The following is a 22856-nucleotide window of genomic DNA, read 5'->3' as shown; positions in this document are numbered from 1 at the left end:
AGGTCATGACCTGATTCCGGCTAAGGCGGGCTGGGCAAATACTGTGGGTATTGTTTTTACTCAACAGGCCAGCCTTTTGCGGAACCGATTATGGAGTTACTGAATTCGTCCTCTCAATTGATTGTCCTACTTTTTTTGCTGTCGGTGCTGCCACTGCTGATGGTGATGGGCACCTCATTCCTCAAACTATCGATAGTTTTTTCTTTGTTACGCAATGCGTTGGGTGTTCAGCAGGTGCCCCCTAATATCGCTATTTACGGGCTGGCCTTGGTGTTAACTATTTTCATCATGGCACCGGTTGGCTTAGATGTGCACGCCCGACTGCAAGATGAGCCGCTACCCAACGATATTGGCGCTTTGCTACAACATATTGATGATCATGCACTGGTGCCATACCGCGATTTTTTGCAACGTAATACCGATACAGAACAAGTCACCTTTTTTAACGATATCGTCCAAACCAAATGGCCCGAACGCTATCGCAATAGTGTAAAACCCAATTCACTGTTGATATTAATGCCTGCATTTACGCTAACCCAACTGACAGAAGCATTCAAAATCGGTTTGTTGCTCTACTTGCCGTTTGTGGCGATCGACTTAATTGTGTCCAATATTCTGTTAGCCATGGGCATGATGATGGTGTCACCCATTACCATTTCACTCCCATTCAAACTATTGATTTTTATTCTTATTGACGGCTGGGGATTGCTGCTAGGTCAGTTAGTGGGGTCGTACTTATGATTCTCCACCGAGGGCTGCATCAATGAGCAATGCCATTGTTGTTCATCTGGCGACCCAACTGTTGTGGATAGTTTTACTGCTCTCGATGCCAGTAGTGGTAGTGGCCTCCGTGGTCGGGTTAATTGTCAGTTTGTTGCAAGCGCTCACCCAAATCCAGGATCAGACATTACAGTTTTTGATTAAATTACTGGCGGTGTCCGCCACGTTATTGATTACCTACCATTGGATGGGGTCGACACTGCTGAATTATACCCAGCAGACCTTTTTGCAAATCACCAGTATGCGGTCCTGAGATGCCAGACTCTCTGTACTGGCTCGAGGCGCTGGGGTTGGCGATGATGCGCCCTTACGGCATGTTGCTGATATTACCCCTGTTTACTGCGCGCAGTCTGGGCAGTAGCTTATTGCGTAACGGCCTGGTTTTTGCCATCGCTTTGCCGGTCACACCACTGTTTTTCTCCCTGCCACTGATAACCCACGATAGCCTCATCGGTTGGTTTGGGGTGCTGTGTGTTGAGCTATTGATTGGGGTGATGATTGGCTTTGTCGCGGCGCTGCCTTTCTGGGCCATCGATATGGCGGGGTTCCTGATTGATACTCTGCGTGGTGCCACCATGTCCACTTTGTTTAACCCCAGTATGGGCATGGAATCGTCTATTTATGGTGTGTTGTTTACGCAAATATTAACCGTACTGTTTTTATTATCTGGCGGTTTCAATCTGGTGCTGGCAGCACTCTACAGCTCCTATGACATTCTGCCTGCTGGCAGTGGTATTCGCCCCTCATCAGCAATGCTGCACTTCCTACAAAGTGAGTGGCTACTGATGCAGGAACTCTGTCTGAGCTTTGCGTTACCCGCGATGCTGGTGATGGTATTAGCTGATTTATCTTTAGGATTAATCAATCGCTCGGCACAACAACTGAATGTTTTCTTTCTGGCGATGCCGATTAAAAGTGCATTGGCCCTGCTTTTATTGCTGATTAGCCTGCCTTATGCCCTACATCACTATCTGGTGGGGATTAACCAGACCGAACAGAAGATAAACACACTTATCCCGCTGATAAATGGGGCTGCTGATGGGGGGTGAGAGCAGTGAAAAGAATGAAAAACCTACCGCGAAACGCCTGAAGGAAGCCAGGGAGAAAGGGCAGGTGATTAAAAGTGTTGAGATAACCTCCGGCGCCCAGTTAGTGGTGCTGGTGGTTTACTTTCTCCTGACAGGCTACACGTTGGTCGATCAGGCCATAGTACTTATCCGTAGCTCCATCAGCCAATTACAACAACCGTTGGCCATGGCACTGGCCCGCATTGGTGCGGAGTGCATGGCAGTACTTATTCATATTATGGGGATATTAGGCGGTGCGCTGATTTTAGTCACCATTCTGGCCGGTATCGCGCAAATCGGGCCGTTATTGGCAACCAAAGCGGTAGAGTTTAAAGGCGAACATATCAATCCAATCAATAATGCCAAACAACTATTCTCACTGCGCAGTGTGTTTGAACTGACCAAGTCATTATTGAAAGTAGGGGTGCTCACACTGATTTTCGGCTATTTATTGCTGCACTATGCGGTTTCTTTTGGTTATCTGGCTTACTGCGGAAGTCGCTGTGCGATCCCCGTCTTTGCCACATTAATGAGCTGGCTACTGGGTGCTCTGGTTGCCTGTTATGTGGTTTTCTCTTTGATGGATTATGCCTTTCAACGCTATAACACCATGAAACAACTCAAAATGTCTCTGGAAGAAATCAAGCGGGAACATAAAGACAGCAACGGAGACCCACACATCAAGCAGAAACGCCGACAGTTACAGCATGAAGTGCAAAGTGGCAGTTTCGCAAAAAACGTCAGACGCTCTACAGCAGTGGTCCGTAATCCCACCCATTTTGCGGTTTGCCTGTTTTATCACGCTGATGATGCACCCTTGCCCGTAGTGATTGAAAAGGGTCATGGCGAACAGGCCGGGCTGATCATTGCATTAGCAGAGGAGCAGGGTATCCCGGTGGTGGAAAATATTGCGCTGGCACGGGCATTACACCGCGATGTAGCCTGTGGCGATACCATACCAGAGCAATTCTTCGAGCCGGTGGCGGCTATCCTGCGCTTGGCATTGGCATTGGATTACCAGCTGCCAGCGGGTGAAGATAGCTGATCGTGGATGTTTCCTGCCTCTCCGGCACTGTTACTGACGTAACCTTTGATTAACATCTAACTTACGTCACAACATACTTCATTGAATGGATAATTGGCTTATTATATCTAGGTCTATTTTATCGTCGCCGCGAATAGTCTTGATATCGCAAGTGACTGTATCTATTTGGAGGTATCAGTGTGAGCTGGCAAGTATTTAAATCTCAATATCTGGTGCGCTTTTGGGCGCCACTACCAGCGGTCATTGCTGCTGGTATCTTATCGACTTATTACTTCGGCTTAACTGGTACCTTCTGGGCGGTGACTGGCGAGTTTACCCGCTGGGGAGGCCACCTCATGCAGTTGTTTGGCGCGCATCCGCAAGAGTGGGGTTACTTTAAAGTTATCGGATTGGAGGGGACGCCGTTAGATCGTATTGATGGCATGATGATTATCGGCATGTTTGCCGGATGTATCGCGGCGGCTCTGTGGGCTAACAACGTTAAGTTGCGCAAGCCTCAACACGGTATTCGCATCGCACAAGCGCTGGTTGGCGGCATTATTGCGGGTTTTGGTGCGCGTCTGGCGATGGGCTGCAATTTGGCGGCTTTCTTTACCGGGATTCCACAGTTTTCACTACATGCCTGGTTCTTTGCCCTTGCGACGGCGGCCGGCTCCTACTTTGGTGCCAAATTTACGCTGTTACCTCTGTTTCGCATTCCGGTAAAGTTACAAAAAGTGACGGCTGCATCGCCCTTGACGCAGCATCCGGCCCGCGCCGCACGCCGTTTTCGTCTTGGTATGGTGGTGTTTGTTCTGGCACTAAGCTGGTCGTTGATTGAGCTGTTCCGTCACCCAAAACTGGGCATCGCCATGTTGTGCGGTATTGGTTTTGGCTTGCTGATTGAACGTGCGCAAATTTGTTTTACCTCTGCGTTCCGTGACTTGTGGATAACCGGGCGTACTCACATGGCAAAGGCCATTATTCTTGGGATGGCGGTCAGTGCGATTGGTATTTTCAGTTATGTCCAACTGGGGGTAGCACCTAAGATTTTGTGGGCCGGGCCGAACGCGGTGATTGGCGGTTTGCTGTTTGGCTTCGGTATCGTGCTGGCCGGAGGCTGTGAAACCGGCTGGATGTATCGCGCGGTCGAAGGGCAGATTCATTATTGGTGGGTGGGGCTGGGTAACATTATCGGCGCGACCATTTTGGCCTATTATTGGGATGATTTCGCCCCTGCTTTGGCGACCAATTATGACAAGGTGAACTTGTTGCAGATCTTCGGGCCAATAGGCGGATTGTTGGTGACTTACCTGATGTTAGCCATTGCCTTTGCTGCCATGCTGTGGTGGGAAAAACGTTTCTTCCGTAAACAGAAAGCGGCCACATCCGTTCTGGCTAAGGAGCTACTATGAGTCATTCCTCATCGACAACGACCGTCATCGTACCTGATTACCGCTTAGATATGGTGGGTGAACCGTGCCCATATCCCGCGGTGGCGACGCTAGAAGCCATGCCGCAACTGAAGCCGGGCGAAATTCTGGAAGTGATCAGCGACTGTCCGCAATCGATTAATAATATCCCATTGGATGCGCGAAACTACGGCTATACCGTGCTGGATATTCAGCAGGACGGCCCTACGATTCGTTATTTGATTCAGCGCTGAGATAAGTAAGTCTATGGCTCTGATTTTTCCTTTGGGGTTAATGCCTTATCTGCTCAGTGGCCGGGGTGTAATCTGAAAATGTTTAGTTTGAGTGAGGCGAAATAAGTGATTAGGTGGCCATGAGCATTATTGTTATTAATAATACTCATGGTCTACCCGATTAGTTCAACTCAGTTGCGGTTTTGCTGGGTGTTGCCACCGCAAGAGACACGCCTGCGGCCCTAAGCCGTTTTAATATGCTGAATAACAAAGAGCTTTTGGTATTACTGACCATTCGTGGACTGGGGACTAGACCGGTCACACTGAGGACAATACCGTCCGGGCTTAACTGACTGAATTTCACTGATGGAGCCGGGGTATCAAGTATCGACTCGTGTTCTTCATAAGCTTCTATCAACAGTGCCTGTGCCAGTTCAACATCCAAATCCAGTGGGAAGGTCAGGGCAATGGTCACCACCCCTTGAGCATTAGCCATGGTGGCGTTACGCACATTCTGCGAAATCAATTGGGAGTTCGGGACAATAACTGTTGAGCGGTCACTGAGTTGGATCTCAGTAGCGCGAACATTGATGCGGCGAATGTCCCCTTCAACCCCACTGATACTGATCAAATCCCCCACTTTGACTGGCCGTTCGGTCAGCAAAATAATGCCGGAAATAAAGTTTTTCACAATCTCCTGCAAGCCAAAGCCGATACCCACCGACAGTGCACTGACAATCCAGGCTAATTTATTCCATTGGATACCCAGTACCGATAAGGTCAGTAGAATCACCAGCACGTAACCGATGTTACTGAAAAGCGTTACCGCCGAGGTCTTTATACCGGAATCCATCTGGGTTTGTGGCAAGAACTCATTATTCAGCCAACGCCGTGCGGCTTTGAGCACGTATAAACCGACCAGTAAGCAAACCAGCGCATTAAATAAGTTAGTGGGAACAATATTTAATTTTTCCAGACCTTCGCCACTTAATAACTCTACCGCTTTTTGCAGTAGTGAAATCGGGGTAGTGGAACCAAAGGTGCCATTAAGTAATGCGATAATAGCCAACAATATCAGCAGTACTTTGCTGGAGGCGGAGAGTAACGTTGCGGCCTGGGCTAAATGGCGGTCATCAATATTCAGTGATTGCTTAATGGCTTTACCGGCGCTGCTGGTGGGCGAGAAAATGCTTTCCGCCAAATCAACACACAGATGAACTAATAAATATAAACAGGCGATGACCAGACAGCTCCACACCAACTTGTAACTTAAGAATTTCGCCAGTGCGATATAACCGACTAACAATGACAGTAATATGGCTATTGCCGTAATGCCGATGGCGAAATGAATCAATCCCGCTAGCGTGGAATAGGCTTCAGGTTTTTCGCCATTTACCACCAGATTACGCCGTACCCGATTAGCACGTAACGGAATAATCGCCGCAGTAAGCGCCACCAGCAGCGCCGAAATACCATTACTAAAAATTGCCCCAGACACACTGATATTGATCATATTGTTCATCTGATCAAGGGCACCAAAAATCATGATGCAACTGGCTAGCAGAGGGGGGAATAGTCTCAGTGATGTGGCCACTTCATCAGCGATGGCAGGTAACCGCCATGAGGGGCGTTGGTTGGATAAAAATGCCCGCCCAAGGCCCGCGATTAAAGCGGAGAAGAACATGAGCTGAACAAATGCCAGCGCAAAATCCATCACTACCTGTGAGACATCCGGCGTGCGAGTAAAGGTTTGAGTGATACATTGCGCCACTGTGACGGTGATCAACACCGTACAAAGCGTGGTGGCTGAGGCCATAAAGCTGCGGCGTAGCGGGCCTGGTGGTAAGCATTTGGTACAAAACCAGGCGGTCAGCACATCGAGAAATTTAAAACCAAATATGCTGATTAAGAGTGCTAGCAGCAGATACATCGTGGTGCCGAAACGCCATTCGGGTTCCCAGGCGGCGCTCCAGGCATCGGCCAGCTCTTGGGTAAAATCTTTCAGTCGGCGGTCATCGTCAACATTGGGATTGACGATCGGTGCCCAGAAGTTCGCACCCAAAATGCTGCCAGAATTTAAGGCAATTTGTGATTTCAACGCGGTGCGCCGTAACGCGATGATCTGTGTTGCCAGGTTTTCCGCGTTGGTTTTGATAGCTTGGGCCTGATCATTCTGGCCATCTAACTGGATTTTACGGGTATTCAATATCCGCCGCTGCTGGGCGACTACTGGGGTCTCTGCCAATGCTCCGGCGGCAGGTAACGGGCCTAAAACCTCCAACTGTGTTTGCAGTTGTTCCCGCTTGGGCTTCAGGTCGGCTATCAAGATATCAGCATCACGCGCCAGTGCCAGTGCGGTCTCGTTTAGCACACTCAACTGGTTATCGGAGGTACTGGCAGAGACACTCTGTTTCAGCTTATCCAACTGTTTTTGTAGGCTAATCAGTTGTACTGATACTGCCGGTTTTACTGGCACCTCACTGTTTTCAGCCGTAGCATCTGATGCTATGGCGGCAACGCTGGTACCTGATATTGACGCAAAAATAAGCGTTAGCAGCAGCCACAGCAGCGGATAGTTTCTACGTGCAACAACGTACCCAATCTTTTTCATAAAACCGATCAGCCTGAAAGTGAGTGCCACAATTAACCCAAAAATCCGATAGGTGTGCTGTTAAAGCCAGCCTGACCGCCATTGTGGCACATTCTGCACCTTACGGAATAATCTTACTCCGATAATTACTCCCCTCACTCAAATGATAAAGATAATAATTATCATTGAAATTAACACTCTCATTTAATAGATTGTGCGCTGAACTTATGGACCCACGATATGTGGCACGCAGGCAATATTATTGCGCTGTGAAATAGCAATGGATGCTGATTATAACCATCTATTTTATATGCCTAATTATCTGGGGAAGATAACTATGTTTTCGGTTTTTGTCATAAAGCGTTCTGCTATTTTATGTTCATTGGCGATGTGTATTCCTTTCGCTTCGCTGGCTGAAGATACGATAGAAGTCACGGCCAAAGCAGGTAATGCTGCTGATCTCCCGACCTCGGGCTACACCGCGATAACCACCAAAGGGGCGACTAAAACTGATCAACCCTTAATTCTTACCGCCCAGGCGGTATCGGTGGTGACGCGTCAGCAGATGGATGACCAAAATGTCGCTACGATTAATCAGGCGCTGAATTACACTCCTGGCGTGTTCACCGGTTTTTCCGGCGGAGCCAACCGCTATGACACCATCGCACTGCGGGGTTTCCATGGCGGTGATGTGAACAATACCTTCCTCGATGGTCTGCGCTTACTCAGTGACGGCGGCAGCTTTAACGTGTTGCAAGTAGACCCGTGGTTCCTGGAGCGCATTGATGTCATCAAAGGCCCCTCTTCGGCACTGTATGGTCAGAGTATCCCCGGTGGTGTGGTGATGATGACATCTAAACGCCCACAGTTTACTTCTGAAGGCCATTTCCGCCTGACGGCCGGTAATAACAATACACAAGCGGTTGCCTTTGATTATACCGATGCTATATCCGAGCATTGGGCGTTTCGTCTCACCGGGATTACCCGTAACAGTGACACCATGTACGACCATCAGCGTGAAGAACGCTATGCCATCGCACCCTCATTGTTGTGGCAGCCGGATGAGAATACCTCTTTGTTATTGCGGGCTAATTTGCAAAAAGACCCTTCTGGTGGTTACCACAGTTCGGTGCCGGCTGATGGTAGCATCTATGGGCAGAAATTAAGCCGTGGCTTCTTTGATGGCGAAAGTAACCACAATGTATTTAAACGTTGGCAGCAAATCTATAGCTATGAATTTTCACATAAATTTGATGATGTTTGGTCATTCCGCCAGAATGCCAGTTACACCCATTCCAATACTCAGTTAGAACAGGTTTATCAGGGAGGATGGAATAGCGATCGCACTCTGATGAATCGCTATTATTCCGGTGAGGACTCCTCGCTCAACGCGTTTGCTATTGATAACCAACTGGGTGCTGATTTTGCTACCGCCGCAGTTGAACATAAAGTGATGCTGGGCTTTGATTTCCAGAAGTTCAGCAATAATCTGCGCAGCGACAGCGCTTTTGCGACCACACTGAACCCTTACACCGGTATTTCGGCGGGGAGCACGCTTTATAGCGATTATCTGTTGACCACTCCGGGCATCAACACCTCCTATTTAAACCGCCGCTATGAACAGAGTGGCATCTATTTGCAAGATGAAATGACGCTGGATAATTGGCACCTGAATCTATCAGGTCGTTATGACCGGATGAAAACTGAAAACATTAATAAGACTGCCAATAGTACCGATGAACGCACCGATAAACATGCCAGTGGGCGCGCGGCATTACTGTATAGCTTCGACAGCGGCATTTCACCCTATGTCAGCTACAGCCAGGCCATCACGCCAAGTCTGTTCCCGGATGCACAACAAAACTTATTGAAACCGATGACCAGCGAGCAGTATGAAGTCGGTATCAAATATCAGCCGCCGGGCAGCACTTCACTCTATTCCGCCGCTTTATATGACCTGACACAAAATGATGTGGCAAACCGTGCCGTGCCGGCGACCTATTTTGTACCAGCCGGTAAAGTTAATTCACAGGGGTTGGAATTGGAGGCCAGAAGCCAGGTTAATGACCGGTTAAGTGTGATTGCGGGCTATACCTATAATCGGGTGAAATTCAAAGATGCTATTGATGGTAATGATGGCAATACACCGGTGTTAGCACCGTCAAATATGGCATCACTGTGGGCGCAATATGAGGCAGGTTACGGCATCAATATTGGTGCGGGTATCCGCTATATTGGCAAGCAGTGGGCTGATGATGCTAATACTTTGCGCGTACCCTCTTATACACTGGGCGATGCCTCTGTCCGTGCTGATTTAGGCACTTGGGCTGCGTCGTTGAAAGGGGCATTTGTTCAATTGAATGTGAATAATATCGCCGACAAAAAATACGTCGCAGCCTGTTACAACACCTCTTATTGCTACTGGGGTGCTGAGCGCTCAGTGCTGGCAACCGTCGGTTATGATTTCTAACTAATAATACTGGCTTCGGTACGGTATTACACCGAAGCCAGTCTATTCAGCTTTAAGCTTATTTACTGCCATGAGAACCCTAACTCAGCGCCAGAACGGGCGGCTGTAATCCCGTTTGATATCATCCCGGCTTAGGCCAATATCCTTTAATTGATCTGAATTCAATCTTGACAGTGTATTCGCGGTTTTACGTCGTTCATTGCACTGGTATAGGTATCTGTATGCTTTCAGCCACACTTGAATAAAAATATTGTGGCGGCTTTTCGTTGCTCGAGCAGCCGACGAACAACATTCATCTATTTGATCTTCAATTATATTATTCATCATCGACTCCCCGTCATTAGGTGAGCCACTAGCATGAAACTTTGGCGAAAAACATTACAGATGCAAATGGGGACTATTATTTCCATACAGATATGCGATATATAAACTGAATGGTACAAATAAGCGCCATCTGTACTGGTCCCACTCAATTTATCAGGTGATATCAATGACTCGTTACCAACAACTGGCTGATATTCTTAGTCAACGGATTAAAGAGGGGCTGTATATTGCAGGGGAGCGGCTGCCTTCTGTCAGAGTATTGAGTGACGAGCATGGTGTCAGTATCAGTACCGTCCAGCAGGCTTATCGGCAGTTGGAAGAGTGCCTGCTAATTGAAGCGCGCGCGAAATCGGGCTATTTCGTGCGTTGCAGTTCAAACCTGCCTTCCTTACCGGCGACATGCACCCATGCCCAGCGGCCGGTAGAGGTATCACAGTGGGAAAATACGCTGGCATTTTTGACCAGGGGCGATCAAGCGAATGTTATCCATTTGGGCGTCGGTTCGCCCGACCTGTCTGGGCCGGGACTAAAAATACTCAGTCGATTGCTTAGCCGGATTAGCCTACACCAAAGCGAGGAAGTGCTGGAGTACGACAATATTTATGGTACCCCGGCTTTGCGTGAGCAAATTGCCCGGCTGATGCTGGATAGCGGTAATCATCAGTCGGCTGAAAATATCATTATTACTTCTGGCTGCCATGGCGCATTGGCTATCGCATTGGGGGCGGTTTGTCAGGCCGGTGATATTGTTGCTATCGATTCCCCCAGTTTTCACGGTGCGATGCAAACCCTGAAAGGGATGGGAATGAAGGTGATTGAGATCCCGACCGATCCGGTGGTGGGGATCAGTCTGGAGGCATTGGAAATGGCACTGGATCAATGGCCGATCAAAGTGATTCAGCTTACTCCAACCTGCAATAACCCTCTGGGCTACAATATGCCGGCCGAACGCAAAAAGGCTTTACTGACCTTAGCTCAGCGCTATGATGTGGCGATTATTGAAGATGATGTATATGGCGGGTTGGCTTATCAATACCCGCGCCCACCGACCATTGCCTCATTTGATGATGATGGTCGGGTACTGCTGTGCAGTTCTTTTTCTAAAACGGTGGCACCTGGTTTACGCATTGGTTGGATTGCACCGGGGCGCTATTTAGAGAAAGCGCTGCACATGAAATATATTTCTGCTGGGCGGGTGGCGTCGTTGCCACAACTGGCGATGGCTGAGTTTATCAAGCAAGGGCATTACATGCAGCACTTGCGCCGGATGCGCCGCCAATATCAACGTAACCGCGATATTATGACCAGTTGGGTAATGAAATACTTTCCACCGAGTACCTGTCTGAGCAGGCCGCAGGGCAGCTTTATGCTCTGGGTCGAGTTGCCTCATGGATTTGATAGCTTGCGGCTTAATCGCTGCTTATTACCACAGGGGGTACAGGTTGCCGCTGGGTTTATTAGTTCAGCTTCAGGGAAATACCGCAATTGCCTGCGGCTCAGCTACAGCAAACCAATGACCGCAGAAATCGAACGAGCAGTGCAAATTGTGGGTAAGGCAATTTATGAATTGTTGGCTGATGCAGAACCGAAGGTGGCGTTAGAAAAGCAAAGCTAGCCTTAGACGGGTGAGGTTAATGGCAAAGTGCCGGCGGCGCAGAGAATAGGCAGATGGTAACATCGCCCTTGGTGGTTCGAGCTGCGCCATCCCAGGCGCGACGTTTTACTCTTTTTTCTATTCTCACGGCTTCAGATCGCATCATCGTGATTTGTCGTCAGTCTGACTGGCCGCTCGCTTTGAGCCTCGCAATGTGTATCATTTACTGGCGCAGATAGATCTGTGGTAGTGCGGTTTCAGGGTGGCGTGAAATCCCCAAATCTGCCTGATACCAGCGAGTCAGCGTCTCGGCATTGAGCACTTCCGCTGGTGTGCCACAGGCCACCAGTTCGCCCTGTGCTAGCAGCAAAATACGATCGGCATAGAGTGCGGCCAGATTCAAATCATGCAACACACAGCACACCGCCAAGGGTTCTTGGTGGGTGAGCTGGCGCAATAGGCGCAGGGTATGCTGTTGATGATACAAATCTAATGCGGAGGTCGGTTCGTCAAGGAACAACCAGCGTGGTGTCGGTTGTGGTTGCCACAATTGTGCTAATACGCGGGCTAATTGTACCCGTTGTTGCTCACCACCAGACAGTGCGCGATAGTCACGCTGTGCCAGTGACAAACAGTCCGTTTGAGCCATCACCTCTTCTAAAGCTTGCCTATTTTGTGCCGCGCCATAAGGGGCTCGGCCCATCTGAATCACTTCGCTAACACTAAATGGAAAAGCCAGACTGCTGTATTGCCGCATGACTGCACGGGTACGGGCCAATTCCTGCGGCTGCCAGCTCTTCAGATCTTTGCCGAGCAATTGGCATTCGCCATCAGAAGGGGTGAGGTAGCCGGTTAACAAGCGCAGCAGGGTTGATTTCCCCGCGCCATTCGGCCCGATAATGGCTACCATTTCGCCGCTGGCAATTTGTAGCGAAACATTCTTGATTAGCCTCTGGCCCTGCACATGATAGGCGAGCTGATTAGCCTCTAATAACGCCGGCGGTGTTACTGCCTGATTAACTCCAGCTATATTAATCCCTGCTATATCAACCACTGAGTTGCTCCCGCTGACGTAAAATCAGCCATAGAAAATAAGGGCCACCCAGTAGGCTGGTTATCAACCCGACCGGCATTTCAGCCGGGGCGACTAAGGTACGGGCCAGAGTATCGGCGGTCAGTAATAGACAAGCCCCACCCAGTGCGGCACCGGGCAGCAACCAGCGGTGGTCAGCACCGATACGCATGCGGATAAGATGTGGCACGACCAGCCCGATAAAACCGATAACTCCACTGACAGCCACCGCGGCACCGATCAAGATGGCGCTCAGTAATAGCAAACGCAGCTTGGCTTGGCGTACATTAACACCGAGGTAGTGTGCCTCTTCATCTCCTAGCTGCAACAGATTCAATTGACGCGCCTGTAATAATCCAAGAACACAGGCGGGTAGGATCAGAGAAGCCGCCACCATCAGTGTTGACCATTGAGCCTGGCCTAAGCTCCCCATACTCCAGAGTGAGAACTGGCGTAATTGCTGGTCATCACTGATATAAGTCAGCACCCCGACCGCCGCACCGCACAGCGCATTAATGGCGATACCAGCCAGTAGCAGGCGGGATAAGTTGCCATGGCCCCAGCGGCTGAGGGTAAAAATAATGGCTGAGATGGCCAGGCTGCCAATAAACGCGCCGACCATATGGCTATAAAGGGCTAATAGTGGCGGCAGGCTGAATGGCATGACAATAATTAGCCCGACACACAAAGCGGCACCACTACTGATACCCAATAGGCCGGGATCAGCCAGCGGATTACGGAATAACCCTTGCATGATGGCACCGGAAACCGCCAGCGCGCAGCCGACAACCACCGCCAACAACACGCGCGGCAGGCGGATATTCAACCAGATATGCCACATAGCATCATCTAATGATGCATGCCACAAGGTACGGAACGAGAGCGTCAAAGCCCCCATATTGGCCGAGCCGAGTGCTAATAAGATTAGAACCATCAGTAAGATGCTCAGCATCAGGCGTGGATGGATACGGCAATTCATTGCGCTTGTTCCATGCCTTTGCGCAGCAGCGCCAGCACTTGCGGCGTTTCCAAGCCAAAGCCAAGTAATGCCATGTCATCCACCACTAACAGGCGCTTATGTTGACCCGCGGGTGTCAGGGCTATACCGGGTAATTTCCAGACCCCCTCATTGCCACCCAGTGCTTTCACACCGGCACTGGTAATCAGCAATAAGTCAGGTGCACTAGCGATAACCCCCTCTTGTGACAGTGGGCGGTAGCGGCTAAAGCCTTGCATGGCATTGCTACCACCGGCGGCACGGATCATGGCATCTGCGGCAGTATTCTGACCGGCAGCCATCGGTGTCAGGCCACCGTGACTCATAACAAACAGCACTTTTACCGGCAGTGGCGTACTGCTCACCGCAGCTAAACGTTGTTGGTAGTCTTTAATCAGTTTTTGGCCTTGTTCTGGCTGATGAAGCGCTGTGGCGACCGCACTAATCTTCGCCGTTACACTTTCCGGCGTGGTTTGTCCCGGTACAGTAACCACGTTAACCCCGCTGTCGGCAACCTGTTTGAGTACCAATGAGGGTTGAGCCAGTTCGCTGACCAACAGCATGGTCGGCTTCATCGCCAAAATCCCTTCGGCATTGAGCATTCGCATGTACCCCACGTCAGGCAGCTTCTGCACTGCCTGCGGTTGTAGACTGGTACTGTCACGAGCCACAATCTCGCCACCAGCACCGAGTGCATAGGCGATTTCTGTTACATCACCACCAATGGTGACAATACGTTCTGCGGCGAATGTATTTAGCGGCAGAATACCGGCGCTCAGTGACAGAATGAAAGGGAGTGACAGCAGCCTTAGTCTCATGCAGCGATATCCTTATTGATCAGGAGGGCAATCTGCTCACGCCATTGATTTTGTTCTGGTTGCCCTTCGGTGCGTTGACCATAAAGTTGAGCAAGTTGGGTACCATCGGCGGCAAACAGTTCCAAACTGGTGACAAACCCATCTTTGGTTGGTTTACGGGTGATCCAGCTTTCAGCAATAGCAGTTTCAATCAGATGCAGCGTAAAGCGTTTATTGAAAACGTTAATCCAGTCTTGATGCGGGGCCACTTTCTCAATTAAACCGGTGAAAATTTGCACGCAGCCGCGGTTACCCACAAAAATCATGATTTCGTTCTGATCCTGCTGGGCGATATTCAGTAGTTGTGTCAGTGAACTGTTATCAACACGATAGGCGAGATCATCCCCGACGGCGCGGAATGCTTGCTGGCGGGTCAAATTATTGCGCTTAAGCAACTGGAAGAATTGGTGTACATCGGTCATGGCACGCCATTCGGTATCCACGGTGGCATCATCAACTGTTGGCTCGGCCACTTCAGGTGTGCTCAGTGCTTCTAATGGCAATGCTGGATTTTCTGTACTGATAAACTTCGCCAGCACGGCTTGCCAAGCCACCATATCCGTCTGTTCAGTAGCATAGACTTTATGTAACGCATCACCCTGCTGGTCAAAGAACTGGATACTATGGAGCACACCGTGGCGTGTCTCTTCTGACAGTGTGAATGCACTGGCCCACTGATTGAGGAACAACCGCAAATCCAATTCACGCGGGTTAAGGATTAAACCCGCATGACCGTTCAGATGTTGATTCTGGTAACGGCCCATCTGCTCATGCACGGCATAGGTGTTGCGGGTGATAGCTTTGGCTTCCCCCACCGCCTCCAATGCGGCCAGTAGGGTGCGGGCATCGCCTTGTAAGCGTTTTGCATCATGACCCACACGGCTATGAGTCAATTCCGCTTCTGAAATACCCATTAGTGTCGCTAAATCACGCGCGTATTTGCCTGGGTTATCCGCTTTGGCTTGTATGTACTGCTCATATATAGATTTGCTCATTAATGACATCCTCGTTCTATTGATTTTTTATATGCAGGTGACAGCGTTAAATGATAATCCGGTAACCCATAAATTGGATTACCGGATGAGTAGTTTCAGACTATCTTTTTTTAATGAATTACCACTGGTAACTCACAAATAGCTTCGCGTTGCGGCCATCTTGTGGCACGCCTTGCGGCGCGTAGTACTCTTTGTCGAATGCGTTGCCCAGAACCACGGTAGTTGTGACACCTTTCAGTTGTTCCTGGCCTTTATAGCTGACATAGAAATCATTGAGACCATAACCGGCCTGACGTTTACCGGTGCTTAACGGTTTGGAGCGGTCAGCAAATGTGGCAATCCAACCCACCGCGAAACCACTGCTGGCAACCGGGATATCCACTACGCTGGTGACGGTATCCGGGTTAATGGACTCGAGCCATTTATTGGTGCTCTGATTTTTACCCCGGGTACGGTTATAGGCCAGATCCCAGTTAAACAGGGCTGTTTTATAGCTCATGGTGGCATCCCAACCCCAGATTTTTACCCGGTCGATATTCACTGATGATGTGGTCATCGCCGTCATATTAACGCTGGTGTCGATATAGTCTTTCGCATTGGTATCGAAGTAGCTGGCCTTGAATTGCAGGTCATCTTCAGCCATTAGCAAATCATTGAAACGTAAACCAAACCCGTACTCTTGGGTTTCATTAGTTTCCGGTTTTAGATTCGGATTGGGCACCCAGTAGTTGGTGAGTGTCATTCCCGGGCGGATAGGAATTGAGAAGTGTTTTGAGTCGTTGTACATCTCGCCCATGGTTGGTGCGCGGAAAGCTTGGGCATAGGAGCCAAACAGCATCAACCAGTCAGTGGGGGTAACACTCACTGCGCCGCGTGATGACCATTTGTCGGCATCGACGTCAGCATAGCCTTCGCTGCTGCCGCTATAGTTGTCATAACGGGTACCGGCTAAAATGGACACTGGCAGGTCGCGCAGGGTGATTTCATCTTGTAGCCAGCCGGAGCCAAACCGAATATCTGCTTGTGGGAAGCTGGTCGTCGCGCCTCCCGGCGTCTGCTCTTGTTTATAGGCTTCTGTGCCGTAAGTCAGCAGGTGTGATGCAAAGCTGTCGGTAAACAAACGCGTCCGGTTTTCCAGCTTTCCGCCTTCCGTGGTTTGTTTACGTCCCTCTTCGGTTGCACCTTGTGGCCGTGCATTGATTTCCACTTCAGAGTAGTAAACCCGTGCGGTGGCATTCAACCACTCCTGATCCAGTGGCTTAAGGTGGTAACTGAGTTGGGCATCACGTTGGATCGTTGAACGATTGGTTATGACATTGCCACTGGAAGCTGCACTGGTTTGTGGATTTTTGGGTTCTATTGCGTTGTTGTTGTAATAGCGCAGATTGGCACTCAGTGATTGAATCTGGTCAATATGCCATGTTCCTTTTGCCAGCACATTACTGATGGTTTCGTCATTTGGTGCATCAAAACCATTACTCTGACGGATATTGCCGATATCACGGGTACCGAAGGAGAGAATGCCATCAACATCATCGGTGCGGCCATAGGCACTGGCACCGAGGCCGAAACTGTGATCACCGGTAGCCGCAGAGCTGTAAACGCGGTAACCGGTATTTTGGCCCGCTAACAGCAAGTCAGCGGCATCGACAGTTTCAAAAGAGATAACACCACCTAATGCGCCACTGCCGTACAGCAGGGCAGATGGGCCACGTACTACTTCAACACGTTTCACCAGTGCCGGATCAAGGAAAGTGGCGTTCAGATGGCCGGTATCGGTACCTTGGCGAATACCATCAACCAGAGTCAATACACCTTGCTTACCGTAGCCACGTAGTGTCACATCCTGGCCGTTGACCCGCCCGCTGCCGGTGACGGTCAGCCCCGGTATTTTGCGCAGCATATCTGCCGCAGAGGTGGCGGTCTCGCTGGTCGGCGAGGTACCTTCAATCACGGTTACCATCATCGGTGCTTCAAAACTACTGCGCTCATTACCTGTTGCCGTAACCACCATGGTATCGGTAGTGTGCTTTTTACTGCTTGTCGGCGTGGTAGTGGTATCAGCCGCTTGAACGGCCAAAGGCAGCGTGCAAGCGATTGCCAAACTGAGTGGGGACCAGCGGAAACGGTCAGAAATGAAACGAGGCATGTCGGCAATTCTCCATATTTTCTATGCGAATAAAACAGATATATAGGTTGCTGGCTGCCTTGATTCGAGAATCTGGGTGGCTTGCTATCCCCTTCGTCTTTTGATGCTACAGCAGTATTAGCGGCCCGTTACTCGGCTCTGTACGGCTGCTGTTTTGCTGTAATACCCATGACGTGGGTTCTGTGTATGTTATTTGGTCAGTATTAGTTTGCCGGCCTTGGTCTGGCGCAGTTGATAGTGTTCGCCTTGATGGACGATAAAGGCGACACCGTGCTCTCCCAGCAGTTGTTCGCTGGTGACAGACAAGGGCTTACTTGCTGTCGGATACTCGACAGCAGGTTCGTCGTTCAACCTCGGTGTTTTATTCAACTGTGTGTCCATATATTTAGCACGGAAATGATAACGAGTATCAATATAATAAGCATTATCATGTATGATCGAATGTTACATCAAGACATATTTATTGTTAATTGATTTTTTAGCTGGCGAACTAAATCTGGCTCGACAAGTGCGTAAGTTTGATGCCAGTACCATCCGTGGCTCAAGGCCGTTAATGGTTGAATCAGGCAATCGCATGCGGGTCAGTAGTTGGTTTGGCTGGATGGACGAGATAATCGCGTAGCTGTACTTAGCCAAAAAACACCCACAGCCACGACGGTCTATGGCCTTCTGACGGCACTGGCAGAAAGTGAAGAAACTAAATATAATGAGGTCATACATTAACCAGAATTATATTAAGGAGGATTACTATGTTGACCCGTGAATTGTTTCTTTATTCACTCGTCTTTAGTGATCGTGATTGCTCAAGCGTTACCGGTATCGTGCTGCGATAACCTGCTTGAGCGAAGCTAACTAACACTCTGACAACTTCCCTCCGGCTTACCGGTTATCGTCGGCTTTATTGACGATAGGCATCTCTATGCCTGTAAAACTTGAGTAAGCAATGACCACATTACTTTCTGCAAAATCTGTCGGTTACGACAACACTTTCGGCCCACTGCTGGCTGAGATTTCCTTCGGCCTGAAAAAAGGTGACCGCATTGGTTTGATAGGCCATAACGGTTGTGGAAAAAGCACTCTGCTGAAAATCCTCAGCGGTGATCTTCCCGCCACGGCCGGTACTATCACTACCGCCAACCAGTGCCTGATGGCTCGGGTTGAACAACATCTCCCCGCCGCTTTAGATGATTGCACCTTACTGGATGCGGTGCTCAATCACCTCCCCAATAGCCTGCATCAACCAGAACGTTGGCAAGCAGAGGTTTTGCTCGTCAGCTTGGGGTTTGATGAACCCACTTGGACACTGACTGCCGGTACGTTAAGTGGTGGTCAGCATACGCGTCTGTTGCTGGCACGAGCACTGATCCGCCAGCCAGATTTGTTGCTATTGGATGAACCCAGTAACCATCTGGATTTACCTACCCTGCTGTGGCTGGAGCAGTTTCTCCTGAATTGGGGGGGCAGTTTTGTACTGGTTTCACATGATCGCAGTTTGCTGGATCGTGTGACCAACTGTACCTGGATTTTGCGTGACAAAAATCTGCAATTTATCCGCCTGCCTTGCACTCAGGCACGGCAGGCATTGGCGGAGAAAGATATCTCGGACAGTCATCGCCGTTTAGCCGAACAAAAGGAAATTGATCGGGTAGCAAAAAGCGCCAAGCGACTGGCCATCTGGGGCAGCGTGTATGACAACGAAAAGCTGGCGCGTAAGGCTAAACAAATGGAGAAGCAGGTCGATCGCCTCAAGGATGATCAAACTCAGGTTACCGCCGGTAATCAGTGGCAATTGCGCCTAAATGGCGAAGCTCTGGCGGCAGACCGAGTGCTGGCACTCTCAGATTTACGGGTTCGACCAGCGGCTCAGGCACCGGTGCTATTTGAATTGGCACAATTTCGGGTCAAAAGCGGTGATCGCGTCGCACTGGTAGGCCGCAATGGTTGCGGTAAATCTTCTCTGTTGCACTGCCTATGGCGGGCTTTTAGCCAACCAGAGACCGCCGACGTGGGAGTGACGTTCCATCCTAGGGTACGTGTGGGCTATTACGACCAAAGTCTGCAACAACTGCGTGACGAAGACACTCTATCCGAGGCTTTAGCCCCCTTTGCACCCTTGACCGAAGATCAGCGAAAAATGGCGTTGATCGGTGCCGGATTCCCCTATCTTCGGCATCAGCAGCAGGTTAGCACCTTGAGTGGTGGCGAGCGTTCACGCTTGTTATTTATCGGCCTGACACTGGCTAACTATTCATTGCTACTGCTTGATGAACCGACTAACCATCTTGATATGGAAGGTAAAGAAGAGCTGGCAAATACGCTGAAAACCTTCAGTGGTGCGGTGTTGCTGGTTTCCCATGACCGTACATTGATTGAACAAAGCTGCAATCGTTTTTGGTTAATCGATAAGCAGTGGTTGGAAGAGTGGCACCATCTAGAACCGGTCTATGCCATTTTGGCCGATAAACCCGCATCAGTTTCTGTGCCCGCCTCCACATTCGAACCTGAGTCGATAATGTTAGTGGAAAGTGAAGAAGAACAGTTGTTGGCTGAGTTGTTGGAATTAGAAAGTAAGCTGAAACAGGATCTGGCACGTAAGTTCAAGCATCAGAAGCCAGAGCTGCAATGCCAGTGGCGACAACAGATAGCGCAATTAAACACCTTACTTGATTTGACGTAATGCTCAAGCCGCAAGGATGCGGCTTGTTTTTGTGGCACGGCTAATCGAACTCAGCAAGCCCATTTTAGATTATAAAAACTAATCCAAATTCCAGAATGTCGACCGCGTTACATTTATTGAAATAAACAACTGGTTGAAAGATCAAGTTCACTTCTTTTTGCTGTAATCATCACATTAATGCAGTTTTTTGTGTCGTAGCATCCTGCCGAACGAAATACATAATTCTTAGGAATTTTAATCTGCAAGGCTATGAAAGATGAAAATTTACAGTAACTTACCGATAACTCTCAATGATGTAATTGATGCACAAAAACGATTGAGAGGTCATATCTACAAAACAGGATTAGCGAGGTCGAATTATCTGAGTGAGCGCTGTCATGGCGAGATTTATCTGAAGTTTGAGAACATGCAACGTACCGGGTCATTCAAAATTCGCGGCGCATTCAATAAGCTCAGCTCACTCAGCGAAGAGGAGAGAAGGCAAGGGGTTGTGGCTTGTTCTGCGGGTAATCATGCGCAAGGGGTTTCTTTATCCTGTGCCATGTTGGGGATTAACAGCAAGGTGGTGATGCCAAATTGCGCCCCTAAATCAAAAATTGCGGCGACCAGTGAATATTCTGCGCAGGTGGTGCTACATGGTGAGAATTTCAACGATACCATAGCAAAAGCCAGTGAAATTATTGAAATGGAACACCGTATTTTTATTCACCCTTTCGATGATGAGAAAGTGATTGCTGGTCAGGGCACTATCGGGCTGGAAATACTCGAAGATCTCTATGATGTCGATAATGTGATTGTCCCTATTGGTGGCGGTGGATTAATTGCCGGTATCGCGCTGGCAATTAAATCTATTAATCCAACCATTAATATTATTGGCGTCCAGTCAGAGAATGTTCACGGCATGGCGGCATCTTATTATAGCGGTAGTATTACTAATCATCGTAAAACCGGTACGCTTGCCGATGGTTGTGATGTGACTCGCCCAGGTACGTTACCTTTTGAAATCGTCAAAACATTGGTTACCGACATTGTACTGGTCAGTGAAGATGAAATAAGAAAAAGTATGATTGACCTTATTCAGCGTAACAAGATTATTACCGAAGGTGCAGGTGCATTAGCATCCGCAGCATTATTAAGCGGCAAACTAAAAGATTATATCACCGGCAAAAAGACCGTCAGCATTATATCAGGCGGCAATATTGATTTATCGCGCGTATCACAAATAACGGGATTAGGCAGTATTTCGTAAAATATATTAATAAGGAATTTATTAATGGATATCGATAATGCTATTACAACCACTACCGCAATCGAAACAAAAACGTGGCGCAAATCAGATACAACCTGGACTTTGGGATTATTTGGCACAGCAATAGGGGCAGGCGTTTTATTCTTTCCAATCCGCGCAGGTTTCGGCGGTTTAATTCCTATTTTAATTATGTTGGTGTTGGCTTATCCGATTGCCTTTCTCTGTCATCGGGCATTGGCGCGTTTATGTTTATCTGGCAGTAACTGTTCTGGCAATATTACGGAGACCGTGGAAGAACACTTCGGTAAAACCGGTGGTGTGGTGATTACCTTCCTCTATTTTTTCGCCATTTGTCCGTTGTTGTGGATTTACGGCGTAACCATCACCAATACCTTTATGACCTTCTGGGAACATCAACTCCAACTGGCTCCGCTAAACCGTGGTGTGGTGGCACTGGCGTTGCTGTTGCTGATGGCTGCAGTGATTTACTTCGGTAAAGATCTGATGGTTAAAGTGATGAGTTTTCTGGTATTTCCGTTTATTACTTGCCTGGTATTGATTTCACTCTCACTGATCCCTTACTGGAATGCCTCGGTTATTGAGCAGGTAGATTTGAGCCAGATTTCTCTGCTAGGGCACGATGGCATACTGGTGACCGTGTGGTTGGGTATTTCCATCATGGTGTTCTCTTTCAATTTCTCGCCGATTGTCTCTTCTTTCGTGGTCTCAAAGCGCGAAGAATATGAACCGGAGTTTGGCCGGGATTTTACTGAGAAAAAATGCTCTCAGATTATTAGTAAGGCCAGCATGTTGATGGTGGCTGTGGTGATGTTCTTTGCCTTTAGCTGCCTGTTTACGCTGTCGCCGCAAAATATGGCAGAAGCTAAGGCACAAAATATTCCAGTGCTGTCTTATCTGGCAAACCATTTTTCTGCCATGTCCGGTAGCAAATCGACCTTCTCCATTACGCTGGAATATGCCGCTTCACTGATTGCGCTGGTCGCTATTTTTAAATCTTTCTTCGGACATTATCTCGGTACGTTGGAAGGTCTCAATGGTCTGATTATTAAGTTCGGCTACCAAGGCGATAAAACTAAAATATCCGGTGGCAAGCTTAATCTGGTCAGTATGTTTTTCATCATGGGATCAACCTGGGTGGTGGCTTATCTCAACCCGAATATCCTTGATTTGATTGAAGCCATGGGGGCACCAATTATCGCCTCACTACTGTGTCTGCTGCCTATGTACGCCGTTCATAAACTGCCTTCTCTGGCCCGTTTCAGAGGCCGGCCAGAAAACTATTTTGTTACCCTCGTCGGTCTGCTGACCATCTTCAATATCGTCTACAAATTAATATAAGACGGCG

Annotated in this window: 20 protein-coding genes; 12 read left to right on the top strand and 8 right to left on the bottom strand. The window is 48.9% G+C overall.

Going from position 1 to position 22856, the window contains the following annotated elements; translation table 11 throughout:
* The first annotated feature begins 90 nt into the window (after positions 1-90).
* The 6 genes from sctR to yedF all read left to right on the top strand — a co-directional run bounded on the left by sctR (position 91) and on the right by yedF (position 4537).
* A complete protein-coding gene (gene sctR, locus V2A84_RS17340) occupies positions 91-741 on the top strand; it encodes a type III secretion system export apparatus subunit SctR (protein ID WP_083161085.1) in 651 nt (216 codons plus the stop codon).
* Between the two features lie 22 nt (positions 742-763).
* Positions 764-1033 carry an EscS/YscS/HrcS family type III secretion system export apparatus protein gene (locus V2A84_RS17335; RefSeq protein WP_050085721.1) on the top strand — a complete coding sequence of 90 codons (270 nt, stop codon included), beginning with the start codon at positions 764-766 and terminating at the stop codon, positions 1031-1033.
* Position 1034: 1 nt separating this feature from the next.
* Positions 1035-1829, top strand: coding sequence for a type III secretion system export apparatus subunit SctT (gene sctT, locus V2A84_RS17330; protein WP_442848994.1), 795 nt, complete (start codon positions 1035-1037; stop codon positions 1827-1829).
* Entirely contained in the window at positions 1819-2892 is a 1074-nt protein-coding gene (locus V2A84_RS17325) for an EscU/YscU/HrcU family type III secretion system export apparatus switch protein (RefSeq protein ID WP_083161081.1), read from the top strand. Before sctT ends, V2A84_RS17325 begins: the two co-directional genes overlap by 11 nt.
* A gap of 179 nt (positions 2893-3071) precedes the next feature.
* The gene (gene yedE, locus V2A84_RS17320; RefSeq protein WP_083161079.1) at positions 3072-4286 is read left to right on the top strand and encodes a selenium metabolism membrane protein YedE/FdhT; all 1215 of its coding nucleotides are present in this window, start codon (positions 3072-3074) and stop codon (positions 4284-4286) included.
* Positions 4283-4537, top strand: coding sequence for a sulfurtransferase-like selenium metabolism protein YedF (gene yedF / locus V2A84_RS17315; RefSeq protein WP_083161077.1), 255 nt, complete (start codon positions 4283-4285; stop codon positions 4535-4537). The genes yedE and yedF overlap by 4 nt, the downstream gene beginning before the upstream one ends.
* A 160-nt stretch (positions 4538-4697) precedes the next feature.
* Here the strand turns inward: yedF and V2A84_RS17310 are convergent, their stop codons facing one another.
* Positions 4698-7157 carry a DUF3772 domain-containing protein gene (locus V2A84_RS17310; RefSeq protein WP_102970490.1) on the bottom strand — a complete coding sequence of 820 codons (2460 nt, stop codon included), beginning with the start codon at positions 7155-7157 and terminating at the stop codon, positions 4698-4700.
* Positions 7158-7443: 286 nt separating this feature from the next.
* Here V2A84_RS17310 and V2A84_RS17305 point away from each other — a divergent pair, with 286 nt between their 5' ends.
* Positions 7444-9576, top strand: coding sequence for a TonB-dependent siderophore receptor (locus tag V2A84_RS17305; protein WP_083163929.1), 2133 nt, complete (start codon positions 7444-7446; stop codon positions 9574-9576).
* Between the two features lie 84 nt (positions 9577-9660).
* Here the strand turns inward: V2A84_RS17305 and V2A84_RS17300 are convergent, their stop codons facing one another.
* Positions 9661-9900 (bottom strand): DUF1127 domain-containing protein, encoded by a 240-nt coding sequence (locus V2A84_RS17300; protein WP_083163927.1) that lies wholly within the window; start codon positions 9898-9900, stop codon positions 9661-9663.
* A gap of 166 nt (positions 9901-10066) precedes the next feature.
* Between V2A84_RS17300 and V2A84_RS17295 the strand changes: the two genes are divergently transcribed.
* Positions 10067-11515 carry an aminotransferase-like domain-containing protein gene (locus V2A84_RS17295; RefSeq protein ID WP_083161073.1) on the top strand — a complete coding sequence of 483 codons (1449 nt, stop codon included), beginning with the start codon at positions 10067-10069 and terminating at the stop codon, positions 11513-11515.
* Between the two features lie 202 nt (positions 11516-11717).
* Here V2A84_RS17295 and V2A84_RS17290 read toward each other — a convergent pair whose 3' ends face one another.
* From V2A84_RS17290 to hemP, 6 genes are all read right to left on the bottom strand, one after another.
* Positions 11718-12524, bottom strand: a complete 807-nt coding sequence (locus V2A84_RS17290) for a heme ABC transporter ATP-binding protein (RefSeq protein ID WP_083163925.1) — start codon at positions 12522-12524, stop codon at positions 11718-11720.
* 16 nt (positions 12525-12540) lie between these two features.
* A complete protein-coding gene (locus V2A84_RS17285; protein WP_083161071.1) occupies positions 12541-13545 on the bottom strand; it encodes a FecCD family ABC transporter permease in 1005 nt (334 codons plus the stop codon).
* Positions 13542-14381 (bottom strand): heme/hemin ABC transporter substrate-binding protein, encoded by an 840-nt coding sequence (locus V2A84_RS17280; RefSeq protein ID WP_083161069.1) that lies wholly within the window; start codon positions 14379-14381, stop codon positions 13542-13544. Before V2A84_RS17280 ends, V2A84_RS17285 begins: the two co-directional genes overlap by 4 nt.
* Positions 14378-15415 carry a hemin-degrading factor gene (locus V2A84_RS17275; RefSeq protein ID WP_442848993.1) on the bottom strand — a complete coding sequence of 346 codons (1038 nt, stop codon included), beginning with the start codon at positions 15413-15415 and terminating at the stop codon, positions 14378-14380. Before V2A84_RS17275 ends, V2A84_RS17280 begins: the two co-directional genes overlap by 4 nt.
* A 118-nt stretch (positions 15416-15533) precedes the next feature.
* Complete coding sequence (locus V2A84_RS17270; protein WP_083161065.1) at positions 15534-17564, bottom strand: TonB-dependent hemoglobin/transferrin/lactoferrin family receptor; 2031 nt, start codon at positions 17562-17564, stop codon at positions 15534-15536.
* Positions 17565-17753: 189 nt separating this feature from the next.
* On the bottom strand, positions 17754-17945 hold the full coding sequence (gene hemP / locus V2A84_RS17265; protein WP_083161063.1) for a hemin uptake protein HemP: 192 nt from the start codon (positions 17943-17945) through the stop codon (positions 17754-17756).
* An 82-nt stretch (positions 17946-18027) separates the two neighbouring features.
* Between hemP and V2A84_RS17260 the strand changes: the two genes are divergently transcribed.
* The 4 genes from V2A84_RS17260 to tdcC all read left to right on the top strand — a co-directional run bounded on the left by V2A84_RS17260 (position 18028) and on the right by tdcC (position 22849).
* The gene (locus V2A84_RS17260) at positions 18028-18186 is read left to right on the top strand and encodes a hypothetical protein (protein ID WP_193784745.1); all 159 of its coding nucleotides are present in this window, start codon (positions 18028-18030) and stop codon (positions 18184-18186) included.
* 321 nt (positions 18187-18507) lie between these two features.
* Positions 18508-20241 (top strand): ABC-F family ATP-binding cassette domain-containing protein, encoded by a 1734-nt coding sequence (locus V2A84_RS17255; RefSeq protein WP_083161059.1) that lies wholly within the window; start codon positions 18508-18510, stop codon positions 20239-20241.
* A gap of 256 nt (positions 20242-20497) precedes the next feature.
* Complete coding sequence (gene tdcB / locus V2A84_RS17250) at positions 20498-21490, top strand: bifunctional threonine ammonia-lyase/L-serine ammonia-lyase TdcB (RefSeq protein WP_083161057.1); 993 nt, start codon at positions 20498-20500, stop codon at positions 21488-21490.
* 24 nt (positions 21491-21514) lie between these two features.
* Complete coding sequence (gene tdcC, locus V2A84_RS17245; protein WP_083161055.1) at positions 21515-22849, top strand: threonine/serine transporter TdcC; 1335 nt, start codon at positions 21515-21517, stop codon at positions 22847-22849.
* Positions 22850-22856 lie beyond the last annotated feature (7 nt).

The organism is Yersinia sp. 2553 StPb PI, from assembly GCF_052217105.1.
Classification (GTDB): domain Bacteria; phylum Pseudomonadota; class Gammaproteobacteria; order Enterobacterales; family Enterobacteriaceae; genus Yersinia; species Yersinia enterocolitica_E.
The sequence above is the reverse complement of the archived record's forward strand: the minus strand, read 5'-3'. Positions and strand labels throughout refer to the sequence as shown.

Excerpts from the sequence above, each read along its gene's own strand:
- sctT (WP_442848994.1), top strand. The coding sequence starts at position 1,035 with ATGCCAGACTCTCTGTACTGGCTCGAGGCGCTGGGGTTGGCGATGATG.
- V2A84_RS17325 (WP_083161081.1), top strand. The coding sequence starts at position 1,819 with ATGGGGGGTGAGAGCAGTGAAAAGAATGAAAAACCTACCGCGAAACGC.
- sctR (WP_083161085.1), top strand. The coding sequence starts at position 91 with ATGGAGTTACTGAATTCGTCCTCTCAATTGATTGTCCTACTTTTTTTG.
- V2A84_RS17335 (WP_050085721.1), top strand. The coding sequence starts at position 764 with ATGAGCAATGCCATTGTTGTTCATCTGGCGACCCAACTGTTGTGGATA.
- V2A84_RS17295 (WP_083161073.1), top strand. The coding sequence starts at position 10,067 with ATGACTCGTTACCAACAACTGGCTGATATTCTTAGTCAACGGATTAAA.
- V2A84_RS17280 (WP_083161069.1), bottom strand. The coding sequence starts at position 14,381 with ATGAGACTAAGGCTGCTGTCACTCCCTTTCATTCTGTCACTGAGCGCC.
- V2A84_RS17305 (WP_083163929.1), top strand. The coding sequence starts at position 7,444 with ATGTTTTCGGTTTTTGTCATAAAGCGTTCTGCTATTTTATGTTCATTG.
- yedF (WP_083161077.1), top strand. The coding sequence starts at position 4,283 with ATGAGTCATTCCTCATCGACAACGACCGTCATCGTACCTGATTACCGC.
- tdcC (WP_083161055.1), top strand. The coding sequence starts at position 21,515 with ATGGATATCGATAATGCTATTACAACCACTACCGCAATCGAAACAAAA.
- V2A84_RS17300 (WP_083163927.1), bottom strand. The coding sequence starts at position 9,900 with ATGAATAATATAATTGAAGATCAAATAGATGAATGTTGTTCGTCGGCT.
- hemP (WP_083161063.1), bottom strand. The coding sequence starts at position 17,945 with ATGGACACACAGTTGAATAAAACACCGAGGTTGAACGACGAACCTGCT.
- V2A84_RS17275 (WP_442848993.1), bottom strand. The coding sequence starts at position 15,415 with ATGAGCAAATCTATATATGAGCAGTACATACAAGCCAAAGCGGATAAC.
- V2A84_RS17285 (WP_083161071.1), bottom strand. The coding sequence starts at position 13,545 with ATGAATTGCCGTATCCATCCACGCCTGATGCTGAGCATCTTACTGATG.
- tdcB (WP_083161057.1), top strand. The coding sequence starts at position 20,498 with ATGAAAATTTACAGTAACTTACCGATAACTCTCAATGATGTAATTGAT.
- V2A84_RS17255 (WP_083161059.1), top strand. The coding sequence starts at position 18,508 with ATGACCACATTACTTTCTGCAAAATCTGTCGGTTACGACAACACTTTC.
- V2A84_RS17270 (WP_083161065.1), bottom strand. The coding sequence starts at position 17,564 with ATGCCTCGTTTCATTTCTGACCGTTTCCGCTGGTCCCCACTCAGTTTG.